Origin of the sequence: Cohnella herbarum (assembly GCF_012849095.1) — a bacterium.
Classification (GTDB): domain Bacteria; phylum Bacillota; class Bacilli; order Paenibacillales; family Paenibacillaceae; genus Cohnella; species Cohnella herbarum.
On the sequence record NZ_CP051680.1, the window covers coordinates 4,881,556 to 4,899,081 of the forward strand.

19 protein-coding genes and 1 pseudogene are annotated in these 17,526 nt (G+C 50.9%); 3 read left to right on the forward strand and 17 right to left on the reverse strand.

Annotated features, from left to right (window positions below; all coding sequences use genetic code 11):
- Positions 1-163: 163 nt before the first annotated feature.
- Complete coding sequence (locus HH215_RS20905) at positions 164-2,026, reverse strand: LTA synthase family protein (protein ID WP_169281654.1); 1,863 nt, start codon at positions 2,024-2,026, stop codon at positions 164-166.
- A gap of 235 nt (positions 2,027-2,261) precedes the next feature.
- On the opposite strand from HH215_RS20905, the gene HH215_RS20910 reads away from it, so the two are divergent.
- The gene (locus HH215_RS20910; RefSeq protein ID WP_169281655.1) at positions 2,262-2,711 is read left to right on the forward strand and encodes a MarR family winged helix-turn-helix transcriptional regulator; all 450 of its coding nucleotides are present in this window, start codon (positions 2,262-2,264) and stop codon (positions 2,709-2,711) included.
- 61 nt (positions 2,712-2,772) lie between these two features.
- Here HH215_RS20910 and HH215_RS20915 read toward each other — a convergent pair whose 3' ends face one another.
- The 6 genes from HH215_RS20915 to HH215_RS20940 form a co-directional block, all read right to left on the reverse strand.
- Positions 2,773-3,048: an alpha/beta-type small acid-soluble spore protein gene (locus HH215_RS20915; RefSeq protein ID WP_169281656.1), complete on the reverse strand. Its 276-nt coding sequence runs from the start codon at positions 3,046-3,048 to the stop codon at positions 2,773-2,775.
- 111 nt (positions 3,049-3,159) lie between these two features.
- Entirely contained in the window at positions 3,160-5,085 is a 1,926-nt protein-coding gene (abc-f, locus tag HH215_RS20920) for a ribosomal protection-like ABC-F family protein (protein WP_169281657.1), read from the reverse strand.
- A gap of 128 nt (positions 5,086-5,213) precedes the next feature.
- Positions 5,214-5,357 carry a hypothetical protein gene (locus HH215_RS20925; RefSeq protein WP_169281658.1) on the reverse strand — a complete coding sequence of 48 codons (144 nt, stop codon included), beginning with the start codon at positions 5,355-5,357 and terminating at the stop codon, positions 5,214-5,216.
- Between the two features lie 115 nt (positions 5,358-5,472).
- Positions 5,473-5,826 (reverse strand): ArsR/SmtB family transcription factor, encoded by a 354-nt coding sequence (locus tag HH215_RS20930; protein ID WP_169281659.1) that lies wholly within the window; start codon positions 5,824-5,826, stop codon positions 5,473-5,475.
- Positions 5,813-6,238, reverse strand: coding sequence for an SRPBCC family protein (locus HH215_RS20935; protein ID WP_169281660.1), 426 nt, complete (start codon positions 6,236-6,238; stop codon positions 5,813-5,815). Before HH215_RS20935 ends, HH215_RS20930 begins: the two co-directional genes overlap by 14 nt.
- 56 nt (positions 6,239-6,294) lie before the next feature.
- Entirely contained in the window at positions 6,295-7,557 is a 1,263-nt protein-coding gene (locus HH215_RS20940; protein ID WP_254450166.1) for an MFS transporter, read from the reverse strand.
- A 169-nt stretch (positions 7,558-7,726) separates the two neighbouring features.
- Between HH215_RS20940 and HH215_RS20945 the strand changes: the two genes are divergently transcribed.
- The gene (locus HH215_RS20945; RefSeq protein ID WP_169281662.1) at positions 7,727-8,134 is read left to right on the forward strand and encodes a hypothetical protein; all 408 of its coding nucleotides are present in this window, start codon (positions 7,727-7,729) and stop codon (positions 8,132-8,134) included.
- Positions 8,135-8,217: 83 nt separating this feature from the next.
- Here the strand turns inward: HH215_RS20945 and HH215_RS20950 are convergent, their stop codons facing one another.
- The 10 genes and pseudogenes from HH215_RS20950 to HH215_RS20995 form a co-directional block, all read right to left on the reverse strand.
- The gene (locus tag HH215_RS20950; protein ID WP_169281663.1) at positions 8,218-9,918 is read right to left on the reverse strand and encodes a response regulator; all 1,701 of its coding nucleotides are present in this window, start codon (positions 9,916-9,918) and stop codon (positions 8,218-8,220) included.
- The gene (locus HH215_RS20955) at positions 9,915-10,454 is read right to left on the reverse strand and encodes a heme NO-binding domain-containing protein (RefSeq protein WP_169281664.1); all 540 of its coding nucleotides are present in this window, start codon (positions 10,452-10,454) and stop codon (positions 9,915-9,917) included. Before HH215_RS20955 ends, HH215_RS20950 begins: the two co-directional genes overlap by 4 nt.
- A 123-nt stretch (positions 10,455-10,577) precedes the next feature.
- Positions 10,578-11,189 carry a flavin reductase family protein gene (locus tag HH215_RS20960; RefSeq protein ID WP_169281665.1) on the reverse strand — a complete coding sequence of 204 codons (612 nt, stop codon included), beginning with the start codon at positions 11,187-11,189 and terminating at the stop codon, positions 10,578-10,580.
- Positions 11,186-11,809, reverse strand: a complete 624-nt coding sequence (locus HH215_RS20965) for an alpha/beta hydrolase (RefSeq protein WP_169281666.1) — start codon at positions 11,807-11,809, stop codon at positions 11,186-11,188. Before HH215_RS20965 ends, HH215_RS20960 begins: the two co-directional genes overlap by 4 nt.
- Positions 11,806-12,755, reverse strand: a pseudogene (locus tag HH215_RS20970) (ring-cleaving dioxygenase). The gene HH215_RS20965 and the pseudogene HH215_RS20970 overlap by 4 nt, the downstream one beginning before the upstream one ends.
- A 112-nt stretch (positions 12,756-12,867) precedes the next feature.
- The gene (locus tag HH215_RS20975; RefSeq protein ID WP_169281667.1) at positions 12,868-13,311 is read right to left on the reverse strand and encodes a MarR family winged helix-turn-helix transcriptional regulator; all 444 of its coding nucleotides are present in this window, start codon (positions 13,309-13,311) and stop codon (positions 12,868-12,870) included.
- Between the two features lie 176 nt (positions 13,312-13,487).
- Positions 13,488-13,859 (reverse strand): DoxX family protein, encoded by a 372-nt coding sequence (locus HH215_RS20980; RefSeq protein WP_169281668.1) that lies wholly within the window; start codon positions 13,857-13,859, stop codon positions 13,488-13,490.
- A 132-nt stretch (positions 13,860-13,991) separates the two neighbouring features.
- Entirely contained in the window at positions 13,992-14,456 is a 465-nt protein-coding gene (locus tag HH215_RS20985) for an RrF2 family transcriptional regulator (RefSeq protein WP_254450167.1), read from the reverse strand.
- Positions 14,457-14,505: 49 nt separating this feature from the next.
- Entirely contained in the window at positions 14,506-14,967 is a 462-nt protein-coding gene (locus HH215_RS20990; RefSeq protein ID WP_169281669.1) for a Dps family protein, read from the reverse strand.
- A gap of 80 nt (positions 14,968-15,047) precedes the next feature.
- Positions 15,048-16,436 carry an MATE family efflux transporter gene (locus HH215_RS20995; protein WP_169281670.1) on the reverse strand — a complete coding sequence of 463 codons (1,389 nt, stop codon included), beginning with the start codon at positions 16,434-16,436 and terminating at the stop codon, positions 15,048-15,050.
- 153 nt (positions 16,437-16,589) lie between these two features.
- On the opposite strand from HH215_RS20995, the gene HH215_RS21000 reads away from it, so the two are divergent.
- Positions 16,590-17,471 (forward strand): helix-turn-helix transcriptional regulator, encoded by an 882-nt coding sequence (locus tag HH215_RS21000; RefSeq protein ID WP_169281671.1) that lies wholly within the window; start codon positions 16,590-16,592, stop codon positions 17,469-17,471.
- Positions 17,472-17,526: the final 55 nt, after the last annotated feature.

Sequence of the window (17,526 nt, forward strand, 5' to 3'; positions counted from 1 at the left end):
ATGTACATCATTATAGCATTTGTTTGCACCCGGTTCTCGCATACGCCGAAACGACTCGTCGAAAATATCCCATTCCCGAATCCCCTCCAAGCAAAAAAGCTATCCAATCGATCTTTCTAGATCGATTGGATAGCCCCAGCACACCTTCTATCGCGAAGAAACCTCACTCTTCTTGCTCCCTATCGGGAAGCTGCTTGACGTAGCTGTCGGATAAGTTCAGCAGCTCGAGAGCCTGTTCGTACTGCTCTTTCGTTGCTCCGCCCCCATGCTCGTCGAGAGGGTCGAGCGGATAGTTCGTTCCGTCCTCGTACGCGATTCCGGGAACGAACACTTCGGAATTCGTAATGATGGAGCCGGAAGGCAAGAAGTGCCTCATCGGCAGTACGTTCTCGCCCTGATTCAATAAATCCTGTCCGAAGTGGATTTGGTCGGCGATCGAAATCCCGGTTAAGTTCGCTACCGTCGGCAGAATGTCGATCTGGCCGCCGGTTTGCTCGATCACCGCAGGGAAAGTCACTCCCGGTGCATGCATGACGAGCGGAATATTGAACATATCGGCATATCCGTAATCATGGCCGAGAAGATCCTTCATTAGTTCCAACTCTTTGTTATCCAACGAATAGACCGGAAGGCCTTGATGATCCCCGTACAACAAGACGATACTATCGTCCCATATTCCGCTTCGCTTCAGATCATCGATGAACGTTCCAAGAGCCTTATCGGAATAATTCTGGGATTGGATATACCGGCCGATTAACGTATCGTCCAACTTCTCCGGGAGCTCCAAGGTAACTTTAGACTCCGGAATGTTATACGGATGATGCGAGCTCATGCTTATGATCTGGGCATAGAAAGGACGGCCGCTCTCGTTCATTTTCTCCAGCTCGCCGATCGTCTTCGCGTAAAGCACTTCATCCGAAGCGCCGAAAGCGACATGATCGCCGTCGCCGAAGAAACTCTTGTCATAGTAACGATCAAATCCGATCGCATCGTAAAGTTCTCTGCGGTTCCAGAAATCTACCTCGTTCGTATGGAAGGTTGCGCTCGTATAGCCCGCTTCTCCTAGCAGCTTCGGCAAGCTCGGAAGAATCTTTTTCACGTTGTCCTTCGTGGCCGCTTCATGCTTCGGTACGTAAAGAGACGTGTTCACCAAGTATTCGGCATCCGACGTCGTCCCTTGCCCAACCATCGTGTAGAAGTTGTTATAGTGGAAGTTTTCCTTGGCTAGCTTATTCATATTCGGAGTGACTTCGACTCCGTCGACCTCAAGCCCGATCAGAAAGTTCTGGAATGATTCCATCTGAATAATAATGACGTTCTTGCCCTTATCTGCTCCGAAAAACTCCGCGTTCGCAGACGGTTCGATGCCTTTGATTTCATTGATGGCAGGCTGAGTAATATCTTCCATCTCCACCATTTCCGCGTCTTCCGTACTGTCCGCGAATATGGTGAACACCTCGTAATTCAAGATTCCCATCTCTTCGGCTTGTTTGTTCTCGTTCATGCTGGCCCGATTCGGCCAGATGCTGAAGAAACACAAAGCTACCGAAACCGCGAACAACACGGACAAGGCTGTTCTGCTGATCGGCCTCAGGCTTAACTGTATCCGCTTGGATTTCTTGCTTAACCATAACGGGATAGCAATCAGGACGATAACATCCACAAAAATAAGCAAGTAATAAGGATCCATAAGCGAATACGTGCTATTTCCGACCTTGGTCACTTTATCCGCTTGACTCAGCGCATGGTACGTAACGATAATCCCGTAATATTTGTAATACATAAGAACCGTGAAATAAAGTAACGTGAATAGTAAGTTAGCAATCGTATAATAGAGTAGTTTCCTCTTGGTTGCGAACCATTCGATTAGGCAGAAGACAAGCCAGAAAAACGGAACCTCCGTTAACATCGTCTCCCATGACGGACCGTCTTCGAATACGACAAACCAAGCCAAAGAGCATTTGAACAACAGCAGCAAGGTAAACAGCAGGAAGCGCCGATTTCCCAGCTTAATCAATAACCCCATTTCGCTCCATCCCTTTCCATCTCTCTCTACTCTATAATCTACTAAAAAGATATGCCGAAGTTTCTAAAGATTTTCTTAAAATCAGCAAAAATCCGCGTTTTACTCGCGGAAAAATGAAATGATCTCTCGTCATTCGCTTATTAGTTATATAATTATAACAATTATAAGTCAATAGCTATTATTGAATTGACCATGTTATACTTACCTCATATCAGACCTGACAAAGGGTGAACGCATGAGAACGGAATTGCTCGATTCGGTATCCGAAAGCTTTGTAACGGCTGTTCCATTGATAAAGAAAAATCTGCTCCGCTCCTTCTCCATCGATCATATCCCTTTTCAATTGTCCCGATCGAACTTGGAGGCGTTGTTTTCATTAAATGAATTACGAAGCGCAAGCGTGTCCCAGCTATGTAATCATTTAGGGATTTCTCCCCCCAATATGACTCCGTTGATCGATAAGCTCGTGATTAACGGCTTGGCGAATCGGACAACGAGCACGGAAGACCGCAGGGTCGTTCAGATCGAGATCACGGAGGACGGCGAACAATTGTGTATCGATTTGCAGCGGAGACTCGCGGAACAAATCAGAAGCAAACTCGATTCCCTGAGCGACGAGGATTTAATCGAATTACGACAATGTATGCGGAGTTTACGAAATATTGCCTCGAAAATAATAGGGTAGCTACCGTAGCGAATATAAAGAAGCGAAGAACCTTCGGTAAACCAGGCTCTTCGCTTCTCTGTTATTCTCTTCTGGATAACTTCTCCTGGGCAAGCCGAATCATCTCCCGCACCATCGCGCCCCCGATCGCTCCGCCCACTTGACCGGCTTCTTCGGTCGTCAGTTGTCCGTTACCGCCCCGCTGTAACGGTACTCCGAGTTCCTCCGCCACCTCATACTTGACGTCGTCGGGCCTTGCCGGATCGACCGAATAGCCTTCCTTGGTCATGACCTCCGCCTTGAAGGCGGTCACCCCCGCTTCAGCGCCGGGTACCGCCAGTTTCCTTCTTCTCGCCATAGCCTTTCCTCCTCTTCCGTAAGAAGCTTTCGCGATTAAATCTTCTCGCTTCGACCCTAATCTACCCGGAAAATGACGAAATATTCGGCGATGATTTTCGCATCCAGCACCTTAACCCCCGAACTCGGACATCCATTTCTCGTACAGATCGTTAAGCTTGGCCTGAACAGCTTCCCGATCCGCCCACATTCGCGCCAACTCGTCAGGTTCCCGGCTTTCCGCAATCTCATTCATCCGCGTTTCGGATTCCATCAAGCTTTGTTCCAAACCGGCAATCTCCGCTTCAAGCTTCGCTTGGCCGAGCTCCGCGATATCTTGGTTGCGCGGCTTCTTCCTCTCGGGTAACGTTTCCTTGGACGGTGATCGCTCCTTCGTTAGGGAACCCGGCTCCGGCTCCGACTCCGGCTTTCGTTTGCTTTTCGTTTTATAATCGTCGAAGTCGCCCAAATGGACATTGATCCGACCCCGGTCAAGCTCCCAGATTTTGCGGGATAACCGGTTGATTAAATATCTATCGTGCGTCACCGCCAGCAAGGTGCCGGGGTATTCCTCGAGCGCTTCCTCCAGCGCTTCTCTGGACGCGATATCCATATGATTGGTCGGTTCGTCCAAGATCAACAGATTCGGTTTGCGGAGCACGAGCAAGGCCAAACGAAGACGCGTCCACTCTCCTCCGGACAGCAAGCTTACCGGCTTGAACACATCCGCCCCAAAGAACAAATAAGCTGCAAGCCGCGATCTGGCTTCCCCTTCCTCCATCGCGGCCTCCTGACGGAAATAAGCAAGCACCGATTGCTTCGGATCTTTCGGATATTGCTGCTGAGCCAAATAACCGATTTCAACCCGCGAACCTAACGCGATCTTCCCTTCATCCGCTCGCTCTTCTTCCAAAATGATTTTGAGCAGCGTCGATTTACCCGAACCGTTGCGCCCGATCAGCATCACACGTTCCCCGTATTCCAGCATGCCGGAAGCTCTATCTAAAATAACGGTATCGCCGAACCGTTTGCTTACCCCTTCGAAGCCGATCACTCGCTTGCCGGATCGTTCCAACGGCTTCAGCTCGAACTCGGCCTCCTTGCGATCGATTGCGGGACGCTTCAGTTTCTCGATCCGATCCAACGCCTTCTGCATGGAAGCCGCCCTGCGGAAAAACTTCTCGTTCCCGCCGACCTTCCCCCACTCCATCAGTTGCTTGATCGTCTCCCTCATCTTTTTGAGCTTCTTCTGCTGCTCCTGATAATCCGCGAATTCCTGCAGCAGCCGTTCTTCCTTCTCTTTCACGTACTGCGTGTAATTCGTATGATAGTTCGAGGATTCCCCATCTTCGAGCTCGATAATTCTCGTGACGACCCGATCCAGAAAATAACGATCGTGGGATACGATCAAGCAAGCGCCTTCGTACTTGATTAAATACTCCTCGAGCCATTCGACTCCGTCCAGATCCAGGTGGTTCGTCGGTTCGTCGAGCAGGAGCAGATCGGGTTTGCGAAGCAGTTGCGAGGCTAAGCCGACCTTCGTCTTCTCTCCTCCGGATAAAGAGGAATACGCTCTAGCGTACCATCCGCGCTCGATTCGCAAGCCATTGGCCACTTGATCGATGCGGGCATCGAGCTCGTAGCCATCTTCTCGCTCGAAGCGTTCCTGCAGCTCCGAGTACTCTCTCAGCAACCGCTCCAACAGCTCCGGTTGAGCCGCCGCTTCCGGTCCCGACATTTGAACCTCCAATTCGGCCATCGCAGAACGGCAATCCAGCAAATCGCGATAGCCTAGAGCGAGCACGTCGTAGACGGATCGATTCGCAACTTCCGCGGGAATTTGCTCCAAGTAACCGATCTTGGCGTCTTTGCGAATCGTCAGCAAACCCTCGTCCGGCGAGTCCAGCTTGGAAACCATCCGCAGCAAAGTCGATTTACCGCTTCCGTTGCGGCCGACGAGCCCGGCTTTCTCCCCGTGATGAAGCTCGAACGTTACGTTTTCTAGTACTAGCTGTGCGCCGTTATATTTTTTAACATTTTGACAATTTATCGTTAACATGATGGATCCTCCTGTTTGGAAAGGTCCACCTACCGTTTTAGTCGGAGGTACATACCTGATGCTTTCAGGGATGCGCAAAAAGGACGTAGGGAAAATTCCCTACGCCCGTTCGGATAGATCCGCTTAGGTTAAGGTAGGAGACTTTTCTCGAGTTGTGAAATCGTATGGTTGGCAACAGACAGACTTCTCCCGTCTTTACGCAAACCATGAACGATGCCAGCCATCGCGATGGGCAGCCGGCTAACTTGGTTATTCACGAGCTCTCGATTCATCCTACCTTCACCTCCTTAAATTCATTACAACGAGGATAACACGATTCGGGCATAACCCGCAAGGTTGGCGCCTCGCCGACCCAACACATCACTATATCATTATGCAATTATGCAATTATATTTTGCGATTGTTATCATCCGTTTCCACATACCGCTTGAGCACTTCCATTTTGTTCTCCCAATAGCGTTCGTAATAAGCTAACCAACTTTTCAGTTCGCGCAGCGGGTCGGCGTCCAGCCGATATCTCGTTTCCCTGCCGACTTTCCTTTCCTTCACGAGACCTGCGTCCGACAAGATGCGCAGATGTTTGGATACGGCGGTTCGTGTCATTGGAAAATGGCTGCTGATAACCGTCACGGGCAGCTCCTGATCGCCAAGCAGTCGCAACAGCCCGCGCCTTGTCGGATCGGCTATCGCTTGGAAAACGTCGTGCTTCTGCGATAGCTGCTCCGCATTAAGCTTGGACATAAACGCCAAGTTTCCCCACCATTCCGATCCAGCCCTGATTCATCCGGTCGCGCACGATTTCATGCGGTTCGCCGAATTCCGTCGCGCCTTCCGCTGCCCAGCCGCCGTGAATCAGCGTAAACTCGGTTTGATCGCCTTGCTCGACCAACTCGAACGTTAACGTCCAATCTTTGCCCCAATTAAAGGACAGACGGTTCGGGGGATCGATCACGGTGACTTTGCAGGGAGATTTGCCGTACGGCCCGGCATCCAGATGAAACTCATAACCGACTTCCGGTTCGAAATCGTTCGGCATAAACCACGCCGCTATTCCTTGGGCTGTAGAGACCGCCGCCCATACCTTCTGGATGGGAGCGTTAAACACTTGAGTTTGGCGAATATCGGGCAATTGATTTTTCGCGAGTTCAGACATGCGGTTGATTACCTCCAAATAAAGAAAATGCGAAACCTTTTGGTTTCATTTATCTATTATACGACACCTTTTGGTTTCACGTCAACTTTCGTTTGCCCTTCTCTCGATACGAGGAGGTTCCTCATGAACAACCAACCGAGCAACGGCGAGCTTCCGATAACGAGAAGCAATACGTTCATAACCATCGGCGCCCGGCTAATGGAGATTGTCGCCATGAAGATCGCCATCCCCACGATTCTGCCTATATTCAGCGCAAGCTCCCGAACGACGACGTATTCGACCCTTCGCTTGACGCTATCGTCGTCTTGACCGATTAAATCGAATACCGCCGACGTCATTGGAAGCATATAGAGCGGAAAGAACAATGCGGCGCCTACGCCGAAGACCATCAAAGTCGTGAAGCTTACCCCAAGAAAGAAAGGAAAAATGAATGCGATCATCGCGATCACCCCGACTCCCATCCCTCTATTGCGCCAAGCGGGTTTTAACCATCTTCCGGCAGCGTAGAAGCTAACGAACCCTACGGCCGACGTGACCAGAGCGAAGTTGCCTAGTTTCATTTCGCTCCCGGTTTGCACGTAGACGAGCACGCCGACGATAACGCCAAAGACGCTTTCCCGCATTCCTTGCGCCGTAAGCGCGCCTAGTACCGGACGCCATGCGGTATGCCGATCGCTCAACAGACGATAAGGCCATTTCCATTCGTATTGCCCTTCGGGCGTTCTATTGCGCAGAAAGAAGCTAACCCCGATACCTGCGACAAATATCCCGAAGGAGATCATGAATATCGCCCGATACCCGTTCTCTCCCCCCATGATCGAGATCAAATACCCGGAACACCACGGTACGATCATTCCGACCAGGGATCCGATAACGCCCGCGGATCCATTATAACGATCCCGGTTATCGGCATCGGTTACCTCGAAGTAAACGACATTATGGGCTAGCCAGAACAGTCCGGTCGCCATGCCTTGTACGATGCCCAGAAGCCAGATATAACCGATGGCGCTCTCGCCCAACATTAGAACGAGAGCATAGAAAGCGGCGGACAGCCCGATTCCAAGCCTCATGGCGATCATTTTGTTGCCTTCCTTAACTCCATTGCCCGCAATCCAGAACGAGATTCCCATGAATAAATGAGTTAACAGCGTAAACCAGCCAAGCTGTATATAGTCGTGGCTGGCTTTCCATATGTATACTCCGAAGAAAGTCCCGGATAGCGCGCTAGCGGTAATAAAAAGTCCGTTAACGGCTAGCAACAGCTTAGTCTGGCGGTCTAATTGTCCGGAATGGCGAATCGACGGTTTGCTCTTAGGCATGAACATCTCCTTGGAACGACAAGATCGAAATACCGTTATAACCTACCCCAAAGAGACGTAAAGAAATCCTGCAAATTGAAAAAAACGCAAGTAACGTAGTGTTTGTCCAGTCATCTTATCCTCATTTTCATATGATATAGAAACCATCGTAAAGAGAGGTGATAAAACAATGCCGCATTTACTAGACTTCAACGCTTCCGTCGTTACCCCGATTTCGGGCGGCGTCGCCATTCCCGTACCGCTTACGCCCGCTAAAGTAACGCTGGCATCGGTTATCGTAACCATTCCTGCTGTCGTTCCTAGGTTTGTGCAAATCAACGCAACCGTAGGAGTAAGCGGAGATGTAGGTACCGGAACTTATTTGTACCGCATCAACCGCGGCGGAACGGAAATCTACTATTCCTTGGTCGGAATCGAATCCGGATACGAGAAATTCGAACTCAACACGTTGCTTGCCATTGATGGCAACGCCACGCCCGGACCTCAAGCCTATACGTTAACGATCGAAACGGTTTCCCCCGGTCTAACCGCCACCGTAATCGGGCCGATCGAGATCAGCGCTTCGGTATACGGTTAAAGTGGACTAGCCAACTAAGTTGCTTCATAACCGTAACAAAACCGGCAGGGAGAAGTCTCCCTGCCGGTTTGTAAATTGCCATTTTAATCCGATACCCTGACCAGACTGCTTATTTCCGCCAATAAAGCCTCGCGATGAACATGGCCTTTCTGGACGATATTCGCCACGTAACCGTTTAGCCGCAACCGATCCTCAGAGGTTATATCTTTAGCCGTTATGACAACGATGGGAATCGTTCTCCATTCCTCTCGCTTACGCAGCTCGGTTACAAAGTCGAAGCCATCCATTTCAGGCATCATCAGATCGAGTAAAATTAATCCCGGAACCGTTTGAGCGATGCGATCCAAGGCTATCCGGCCATCTCCGGCTTGAGCGACGCGATACCCTTCCTTCCGCAGCATATTCGCGAGCATCTGGCTCGCCGCGGAATCGTCCTCGATTACCAATATGGAGTGGGTATGACGCTCGACAACGTATTTCTCCAGAACCGATACGATTTTATCCCGATTTACCGGTTTGATTAGAAATTCCGAAGCCCCTAACGCATAGCCTAAATTCCGATCATCGTTCATCGAGATCATAATAATCGGAATATCGGACAGCTCCGGATCGGATTTAAGCGTAGTCAATACGCTCCATCCGTCTACGCCGGGCATTAACACGTCCAAGGAAATAATCGAAGGTCGCCTTTCCCTCGCTAGTCGAATCCCTTCTTCCCCGCTCTGGGCTACGATGACTTTGTACCCTTCTTTACTAAGGTAGCGCCGCATCAATTGCAACATGGCCGGATCATCGTCGATGACTAACACCGTGCTACGACGATCTTCTAGCGGATCAAGACTTTCATTTAATGGGAGGGACTCGCTTCCCGAAGCTTCATCCGCTTTAGATACCGGCAACCACACGGTAAAGGTCGTCCCCTCGCCGTACGTACTTTCGACGGCAATATGCCCTCCCATCACTTGGCACAACCGCTGGCTGATCGCAAGTCCTAACCCGGTTCCCCCGTATTTCCGGGTCGTCGATGAATCCGCTTGTTTGAACGCTTGGAACAAATCGCCAAGTTGCTCGGAAGTCATGCCGATTCCGGTATCTTGAATGCGGAAACAAACCCCGGCTTGACCTGAATAGGGTTCGAGACTAATCTTTAAGGAAACCTTGCCTTCTTTAGTAAACTTGCCGGCATTGCCGAGCAGATTAAACAGAATCTGTCTAAGCTTGGTAATATCCGTCCTCATCGTCCCTTGCGGAACAATGGATTCAAGCCGGTTTCCGTTCGATTCCACGAGAGGGGAAACGGTCGTCAGCACGTCTTGGACCATCGTCGGGATATCGAAGGTTTCCAAATAAATTTCCATCTTGCCGGCTTCGATCTTGGAGAGATCCAGAATATCGTTAATGAGGTTCAGGAGATGTTTCCCCGCATGGTGAATTCTGCCCAGATCTTCGGTAAAGCCCGCATTCCCCTCTTCGTCGGCCTCTTCCTTCAACATTTCGCTATAGCCGATGATCGCATTCAGAGGGGTTCTTAACTCATGGCTCATATTCGCTAGAAATTGGCTCTTGATCCGGTTCGCTTCAATCGCTTCGTCGCGGGCTTTGGAAAGCTCCAGTGTACGTTCCTTCACCAATTCCTCTAGTTGGTCGTTCAACTTCAGCAGCTCTTGATTCACATAATAGATTTCGCGCGTTTTCTGCTCCGCGATTTGTTCGGCTTCCTTACGCGCCTTCTTCTCCCGTTCGACCTGCCGACGTAGGACTTCGATCTCCTGGATCTGCGTCATTTCCGTTCCTTCAATACAAAACGGGTAGCCGTCCCTTCGGCCAAATCTTCTCGCTTAATCTCGATATGCTCTCCGTAATGTTGAACGCAGCCTAAGATAAGACCTTCAGCCAAATCCGCGAAAGGCCGCGAAGAGCGGTAGATCATGACCAACGTACCCGGCTCGGATGTTTCGTATTCGAATGCCGGCAACTCCGCATCGGGATACAGCTTGCGCACTTCGACATGAATATAATTGTCCACCTTCTGCAGGAAGCTGAAAGCCGTAGCGTGTTCTTGAACGAACTGAGGATACATCCCGATCAACTGCGTAAATAAATATTCGCCGAAAGTTCTAATCAAATCAGGCAAAGGAATGCCCGTCCGCTCACCCAACTGTACGACCAACTCGATCATTTCATTGTGGTGGTATGTACCAACCGATGTGTAACTACCGCCCGAAGGCAAATGCGATGCTTCGATGATTTGATCGACAAGATCCAACGAGAACTTATTTTCTACCATTTCCAAAAAAGAAGTAAACACCATTCCTTTCATAGATAACACGCTCCTATGTTCAACTACCAATAATTGTACAAGATTCGACAATCATTATCTATATAAAGAACCCCCTTAATCCCTGCTACGGTCAGCGGAATTGAGGAGGTTCTCCCTAATCAATCATGAAGGACGTTCGATGGAGAAAATTTCTCCGAGCTTCGCATAGGAACTGCCGGCCAACCTACTGACCGGGTTAAGCGCGATAGGATCAATGTGTCCGTTCTCGAGCAGCGACTCTTCCACGTGAAAACAAACGACACGACCGATGAGCAAGTCGCACGAGGGGGAATCTTCCGTTCCCCCAAGCGGAATCGCTCGGTCCAGGATACATTCCATGCGGATTTTCGCCTCGGCAACTCCCGGGACCGCGATCTTCAAGCTGCTTGCCGGAGTCAAGCCGGCAAGATCAACCTCGCTCTCCTCCGGCGGCAGGTTGGCTGCCGTTACGTTCAACTGCGTAATGTAATTCTCATCCGAAATATGAACGACGAAGGCACCTGTCTCGATGGCGTTTCTTGAAGTATCTTTAAGTTGTCCGTTCTTCCTTTGCACGGATATCGAGACCATCGGGGGATTGGCGGTTACGATATTAAAGTAACTGAAAGGCGCCGCGTTAAGCACTCCCGTACTGGATAAGGTCGTGACGAACGCGATGGGCCGCGGGATTATGCTGCCGATCATGAGCTTGTAGTTATCCCGTTCGCTTCGTTCGGCCGGATCGAGCGCGATCATGATTTTCCCTCTCCCGCGAATCGCTTCCGAAACCAAGCTGCCGCCGCATCCACTTCCGTAGAGGTCAACCGATGGCCGAACCGCTCCCAGTGGACGATGACATCGGCTCCCGCTCCCGTAAGTATCGCGTTCAGATCCTCGGTCTCTTGAGGCGTGCATATCGGATCGTTCTCGCCGGCCCCGATGAAGATCGGAATTCCGGCAAGCCGCGGCGGTTCTACGCCCCGTTGCGGCACCATCGGATGATGCAGAATCGCCCCCTTCAACGAGCCTTCATAGCGGAAAAGGAGATTGGCCGCGATATTCGCGCCGTTGGAATACCCGACCGCGACGAGATTGCGACGGTCGAAGCCGTATTCCGCCGAAGCTTGATCCAAATAATCGTTAAGCTCCTTCGTCCGGAATAGAAGATCCTCGATATCGAACACTCCTTCGGCTAGCCTCCTGAAGTACCGCGGCATGCCATTCTCGAGAACGTTGCCTCTGACACTCAGTACGGATGATCCGGGAGATATCGCGTCCGCTAACGGGAGCAAGTCGTTTTCCGTGCCGCCCGTTCCATGAAGAAGGACGAGTACGGGCGCATTCGCATCCGTACCTTGCTTATAAATGTGTCTCATTGTTGATCAGCCTCCAATACGCGTACTTGAATAGGCGGTAGTCCATCTTCGATCTGCGCGCGGTGCGCTTCGAACCATTCCGGAAGCATTAGTTTCTCGCCCATCGTCTCCGCGGGTTCATCCCTCGCGAACCCCGGAGGATCCGTGGCGATCTCGAACAATATTCCTCCTTCTTCCCGGAAATAGATCGCGTTGAAATATTGCCGGTCGATAAAAGGCGTAGGATGGAAGCCGCTCTCGTCCACGAGCGTTCTCCATCTCGCATGATCCTCGTCGTCCAGAGCGCGCCAAGCGATATGGTGAACCGTCCCCGCTCCGCCGACCCCATGCTCCATCGGTTCGACGTTCACGTCGATTAGGTTGCCCAGATTCCCCGTCGCTTTGAATCGGGCGAAGCCACTTTCTTCGGCGATTTTCTCCAGCCCCATTACCTGTTCAAGCACTGAAGCCGTCCGGTCCGGAGCCGTACTGAACAATACCGCGCCGCCGAAACCTTTAATCGCTTTATCCGCGGGCACTCCCCGAAAGCCCACTGGCTAGCCGGACCATCATCGCGCTCGACGAGCTCAAGCCGTAATCCGTCCGGGTCCGATAATTGCACCAGGGATTCACCGAACCTGTTCGCCAACGTCGTCGAAATATTCAATTTCGCGAAACGCTCTTTCCAGAACGGCAAGCTTCCCGACGGTACGACGTATGTGGTGATTCCGACTTGCCCGCCTCCGATGCGTCCTTGCCGCGATGTTGCCCACGGGAAGAAAGTGATGACCGTTCCCGGGCTTCCCGCTTCATTCCCGAAGTACAGATGGTACACCTCGGGTGCGTCGAAGTTAATCGTTTTTTTCACCATCCGAAGTCCTAGCGCGCCCGAGTAAAAATCTACGGTTGCTTGGGCGTTTCTAACGAAAGCCGTTACATGGTGGATACCAGCCGTTTGTTGTCTCATTAGGGTCATCTCCTTCGATCTTATCGAATTTATATTTAAGAATCTTTAATCTAAGATATATGGCCGAAAAAAGCTGCTTCCCTACCCGAGATGGCTTCAAGTAGCTCTTGAGCTACTTAAAGCCTTCTTCCGCATATTTGCCCAGCTTCTTAAGCAATTGGCTTGCTACCTTCTTCTCTTCGTCCGTAATCCCGTCCATCGCTTGATGGATAACCGCCGCATGCTTGGGGAAAACTTCATCGAGCAATTGCTTGCCCGCATCGGTAATTTCCGCATAGATGAGACGCCGATCTTCCGATGATGCCTTGCGCCGCACGAATTGCTTCTGTTCCAACTTATCGACGACATAAGTAATGTTGCCGCTGCTCATCAGCACCTTGCCGCCGATCTGCTGAAGCGGTTGCGAGCCTTTATGATACAACAGCTCAAGGACGCCGAACTCGGTTCGGTTAAGTCCGTAACTCTTAATATCTCGATCCGTATGCGCGTTGGCCCATTGTACCGCTCTGTTTAATGCAATGAAGAGGTCTAGCGAGAGATCTCGATCTTCCGTCATGAGTATCTCACCTCTTTCCTTAGTTTTATGATCGTTATTTGTCTTGAATTAAAGATAATACAATTTGAGATAAATGTCAACACCTCTTTATCCTTTTATCCGATATCCCCTTGGCTCAGGAAAAATAATCAGAAGAAAGGCATCCCGATGATCGAGATGCCCGAGATGCCCAAGAGTTAGAAACCCGGAAAATCCGCCAGTTCAGACAGTTGGATGAAAAAGACGATAAGCGGCAAAATGAACAAAATAATGGCGGGAAATGTTTTTTGAATCGGATCCTTCACCCGAATGTGCACCAGAATTCCTCCGAACATCGTTACGCCGAGCCACAACCCCGCCGCTGCCGCCCAACTCGGTTCCCAGAAACCGATAACGAGCGCAATGACGCCAACGACTTGGACTAACCCGGTAACGACCCTGAACCATTGCGGGAGTCTCCATGAGTTAAAATTATCCACGTGCATTTTCGCGCCGGCGATCTTCGATAACCCCGATCCCAGAAAAGCCAAAATAAGCAAAGATTGCAGTACGATAGATACGACTTCCACTGTAAGTTCCTCCTCTTGTTTACTGTACTCAATTCAAGCACAGTATGGCCAAAAATAAAGCACAGTCAACTCAGAGTTAACTGCACCTGATCTAATCACATATTATGATCTGGGAAGCCATAAGTCAATCCCTTATAACAAACTAGCGATCGTATGCCCTCTAAGGTACTCCAGCGTTTGCCGATCGACGGTATTCATAATTTCGATCAGAGCATGCTCCAACCGCTCATTTCGCTCGCGCGGATCGACTTCATCGCAAGGTCCCTTAGGCGCGCTGCCGTTACATTCGTTATTGTCAGCCGCATCCGTTCCATCGCATTTGATCGCCGCATATACGTCCGCGAGCGTAATCTTCTCGGCGGGAATCTTCAAACTGTATCCCCCGTCCCGCCCTTCGCGGGTTTCTACCAATCCGGACTGCGCAAGCGTCGCGAGAACTCTCCGCATAAAAGTCGCATGGGAATTAACTTGATCGGCAATGGTCGCGCTGGAAAGAAAACTTCCGCTTCGCGCAAGCCATACCAAGATATGAACGGCAACCGCGAACCGCGGAGGGCCAATCTGACTATTCCGACCTGAAGTGCTTATGACGCTCACCTCCTATCGGTCTATTGTACCCCCGCCGGTTAGCGTTTCGCAACCGAGGTTACCGGCCGGCGAATGCGTTCAACATCCATACGTGTTTCTCAAGGCCGGACTTAATACCGAGCAATAAATCCGCCGTATCTTCATCGTCGTTGGATTCCGCGATCTTGATGCCTTGATGAAGCTCTCCGACCAATTGGGAGAAATCATCGGCAATCGCGGACGCCATCTGTTCCGCAGTCTCCGCGCCCTCGGCCTCTTTGACCGTAGCCAATCGAAGAGTTTCCGCGTGCGTCGCCACCGGTTTTCCTTCCACCGCTAGCAACCTCTCCGCCAAGACGTCGATATGAGCCGCCGCTTCGGTATAGAATTCCTCGAATTTCACATGCAGGGTGAAAAATTGAGGACCTTTTACGTACCAATGGAAATTATGCAACTTCATGTGCAAGATATTCCAGTTCGCGATCTGTTGATTGAGGACGGCGCTTACCGTGTTCGTTTTTGTTTGGGTACTGGTTGCCATATGAATCGCCTCCGTTTTGATTTAGTTAATTTATACTTAATCTAAATATAAATTAATTCTACCACCGCAGCTTGTTTCCATCATGAACTTGGCATGAAGGTTTGATGAAGATTGGATGAAGGTTCACGAGAGAGCGGAACCTCTGCTCTGCGCAAATATTTCTGACCCTTCCACCGACGAAGAACGACGATTCCCCGAACCACTTCATCCGTAATCATGCAGCAATAAATACCGATCAACCCCCAGCCCGCATGTATGCCCAGCCAGTAGGAGCAGCCGGTAGCGATTACCGACATGGATACGAGTGCCGTAACCATCGTATACCGGGTGTCGCCCACCGCATTAAGCGCGTTGTTGATCGCCATATTGAGCATTTTGGCAGGCTGTAGAATCAGATTAAGTACGAGTAAAGAATGGCCCAGCGCGAGAATTTCCGGATCCGTCGTGAATAGGCTTAACAAATACTTACCCACTAGAAGCAAAAGCAAAGCATTCGCCGTCACGACCGCAAGACCGATATAGAGGGCCCGGAAGGCTCCTTGGTAGGCTTCCCGGGTTTTCGCGGCCCCATACAGATGCGCGACTTGAATCTGAATCGCCAACGCGAAAGCATATCCGAGCATGAAACAGAACGATTCTAGCGTATTCAAATAAGTTCGGGTCGCCAGCTCCATGGCCCCTAGTATGGCGAGGAACGCGTAGATCGCAAGCTGGGAGAGCACCCAACCCGACATGTTTAAGCCTAGCGGCCACCCGATCCGGATAATCTCCTTGAACAGCTTGAGATTGAAAATCCTTAAATCCGCGAAGCGTATCTTACGTTCGAAAGAATGAATGAAAACATAGAACAAGAACATGACCGCGAGCAACCGGCTGACGTTGCCGGACACCGAAACCCCGAAGAGTCCCCATTCGGGAAATCCGAACATCCCGAATATCAGCACGTAGTTCATGCCGATATGAATCACGTTCATGGCGATTCCAATGAACATAGGCGCCTTCGTATTGCCGGTATTGCGAATGGCCGTGCTAAGCGCGGCAGTCATCGCCGCCAGGAACATCCCTCCGCCGAAATAGGATACATATACGTCCCAGAGAGGAAGAAGGTCATCGGAGAGATGGAGCATATGCGCCAATGCCCGCGGTTGCGTGTATAGCAGGATGCTAATCCCGAATCCGATCACGGAACTGACGGTTAAACCCATAATCGCGATTGTCCGGGCATCCTCTCCGCGCTTGGCGCCGATTTTCTGAGCGATGAGTATACCCGCGCCGCCGGCAATCGTCATGAATAAGGTTGTCAACGCCCCGAACAGCTGCCCCGCCAATCCGACAACCGCTACCGCGTCATCCGATATTCTGCTGACCATAATGGTATCTACAGTACCGAGCAGCGTTTGCAAAAATACTTCAATGAAGATCGGCCAGGTCAATGTCCATAAGCCGAACTTATTATCTACTGCTTTCATTATTCCAACTCCCTGCTATTCATGCCGTGATGGAAATCACTCTCAGTTCGACTTCGTACACAAAACACATTATAGTGGGATTAGGGCAGTGCGTGTGTTAGATTTCAAACCGATAGTTTCATTTTTCAAACCTGAATCATGGGGTGAGCCGCCTTGGAATGGTTAGAGTTCACAGTGCCGCCGCTTCTTCAATACATCGCCAGCGGCCATACGGAATTCAGCGTCGGAGATAGACATATGAGCAGACGCAATATTCGCGTTTTCGACTTATTGGTCGTTACGCAGGGCTGCCTCTATATGGGGGAGGAAGAACGGCAATACGAGGTGTCTGCCGGCAACGCGCTTATTCTCCGTCCGGATTGCCATCATTACGCGACCGACGGTTGCAAAGAACGAACCGATTACTACTGGCTCCATTTCCAACCCAGCGGTTCTTGGCATGCCACGGAAACCATTCCGCCTTTACAAGCTCCGATTCCTTACGATACCTGGTCGGAATCCCAGAAATTCGATACAAGCGCGTTCCCTTTAGTTCTGCCTCAATATACGAAACTCGCGCAGCCAGGCAAGCTGGAGGAAATACTCGATCGGATTATCGCCCTCGGTCCGGAGGCTCATCTGAACGCCTCCCGATTCCGTCAGCAGATCTTGCTGCAAGAGGCGTTGAATTTGCTGTCCGCCAGCATCGAGTCCCAGCTTTCCACGCCGGCCTCGGCTTGCGCCGAACAAGCGGCCGCCTTCCTGCGCTGCCACTATCGGGAAGAAATAACGGCGCAGGCACTGGGCGAGAGCTTGAATTTCCATCCCGTCTATGTGGCCCGTTGCATGAAAAGGGAATACGGCCAATCGCCGATGGACTACTTGCTCCGTTACCGAATCGAGCAAAGCAAGCTGCTCCTCATGCAGACCGATTACCCCATCGCCCGAATCGCCGAGGAAGTCGGCTTTAATCAAGCCCCCTACTTCAGCTCCTGCTTCCTGAAAACGGAAGGCATTTCGCCGCGGCAGTACCGCCAGCGTTTTTCCCAGGGATGACGATGAGGGCATTGCCATAGAGACCGCCGATGCCACTTTTTGAAAGTTTCAACGC

Coding starts and splice junctions, on each gene's coding strand:
- HH215_RS20905 (WP_169281654.1), bottom strand. CDS start 2,026: ATGGGGTTATTGATTAAGCTGGGAAATCGGCGCTTCCTGCTGTTTACC.
- HH215_RS20910 (WP_169281655.1), top strand. CDS start 2,262: ATGAGAACGGAATTGCTCGATTCGGTATCCGAAAGCTTTGTAACGGCT.
- HH215_RS20915 (WP_169281656.1), bottom strand. CDS start 3,048: ATGGCGAGAAGAAGGAAACTGGCGGTACCCGGCGCTGAAGCGGGGGTG.
- abc-f (WP_169281657.1), bottom strand. CDS start 5,085: ATGTTAACGATAAATTGTCAAAATGTTAAAAAATATAACGGCGCACAG.
- HH215_RS20925 (WP_169281658.1), bottom strand. CDS start 5,357: ATGAATCGAGAGCTCGTGAATAACCAAGTTAGCCGGCTGCCCATCGCG.
- HH215_RS20930 (WP_169281659.1), bottom strand. CDS start 5,826: ATGTCCAAGCTTAATGCGGAGCAGCTATCGCAGAAGCACGACGTTTTC.
- HH215_RS20935 (WP_169281660.1), bottom strand. CDS start 6,238: ATGTCTGAACTCGCGAAAAATCAATTGCCCGATATTCGCCAAACTCAA.
- HH215_RS20940 (WP_254450166.1), bottom strand. CDS start 7,557: ATGCCTAAGAGCAAACCGTCGATTCGCCATTCCGGACAATTAGACCGC.
- HH215_RS20945 (WP_169281662.1), top strand. CDS start 7,727: ATGCCGCATTTACTAGACTTCAACGCTTCCGTCGTTACCCCGATTTCG.
- HH215_RS20950 (WP_169281663.1), bottom strand. CDS start 9,918: ATGACGCAGATCCAGGAGATCGAAGTCCTACGTCGGCAGGTCGAACGG.
- HH215_RS20955 (WP_169281664.1), bottom strand. CDS start 10,454: ATGAAAGGAATGGTGTTTACTTCTTTTTTGGAAATGGTAGAAAATAAG.
- HH215_RS20960 (WP_169281665.1), bottom strand. CDS start 11,189: ATGATCGCGCTCGATCCGGCCGAACGAAGCGAACGGGATAACTACAAG.
- HH215_RS20965 (WP_169281666.1), bottom strand. CDS start 11,809: ATGAGACACATTTATAAGCAAGGTACGGATGCGAATGCGCCCGTACTC.
- HH215_RS20975 (WP_169281667.1), bottom strand. CDS start 13,311: ATGACGGAAGATCGAGATCTCTCGCTAGACCTCTTCATTGCATTAAAC.
- HH215_RS20990 (WP_169281669.1), bottom strand. CDS start 14,967: ATGGCAACCAGTACCCAAACAAAAACGAACACGGTAAGCGCCGTCCTC.
- HH215_RS20995 (WP_169281670.1), bottom strand. CDS start 16,436: ATGAAAGCAGTAGATAATAAGTTCGGCTTATGGACATTGACCTGGCCG.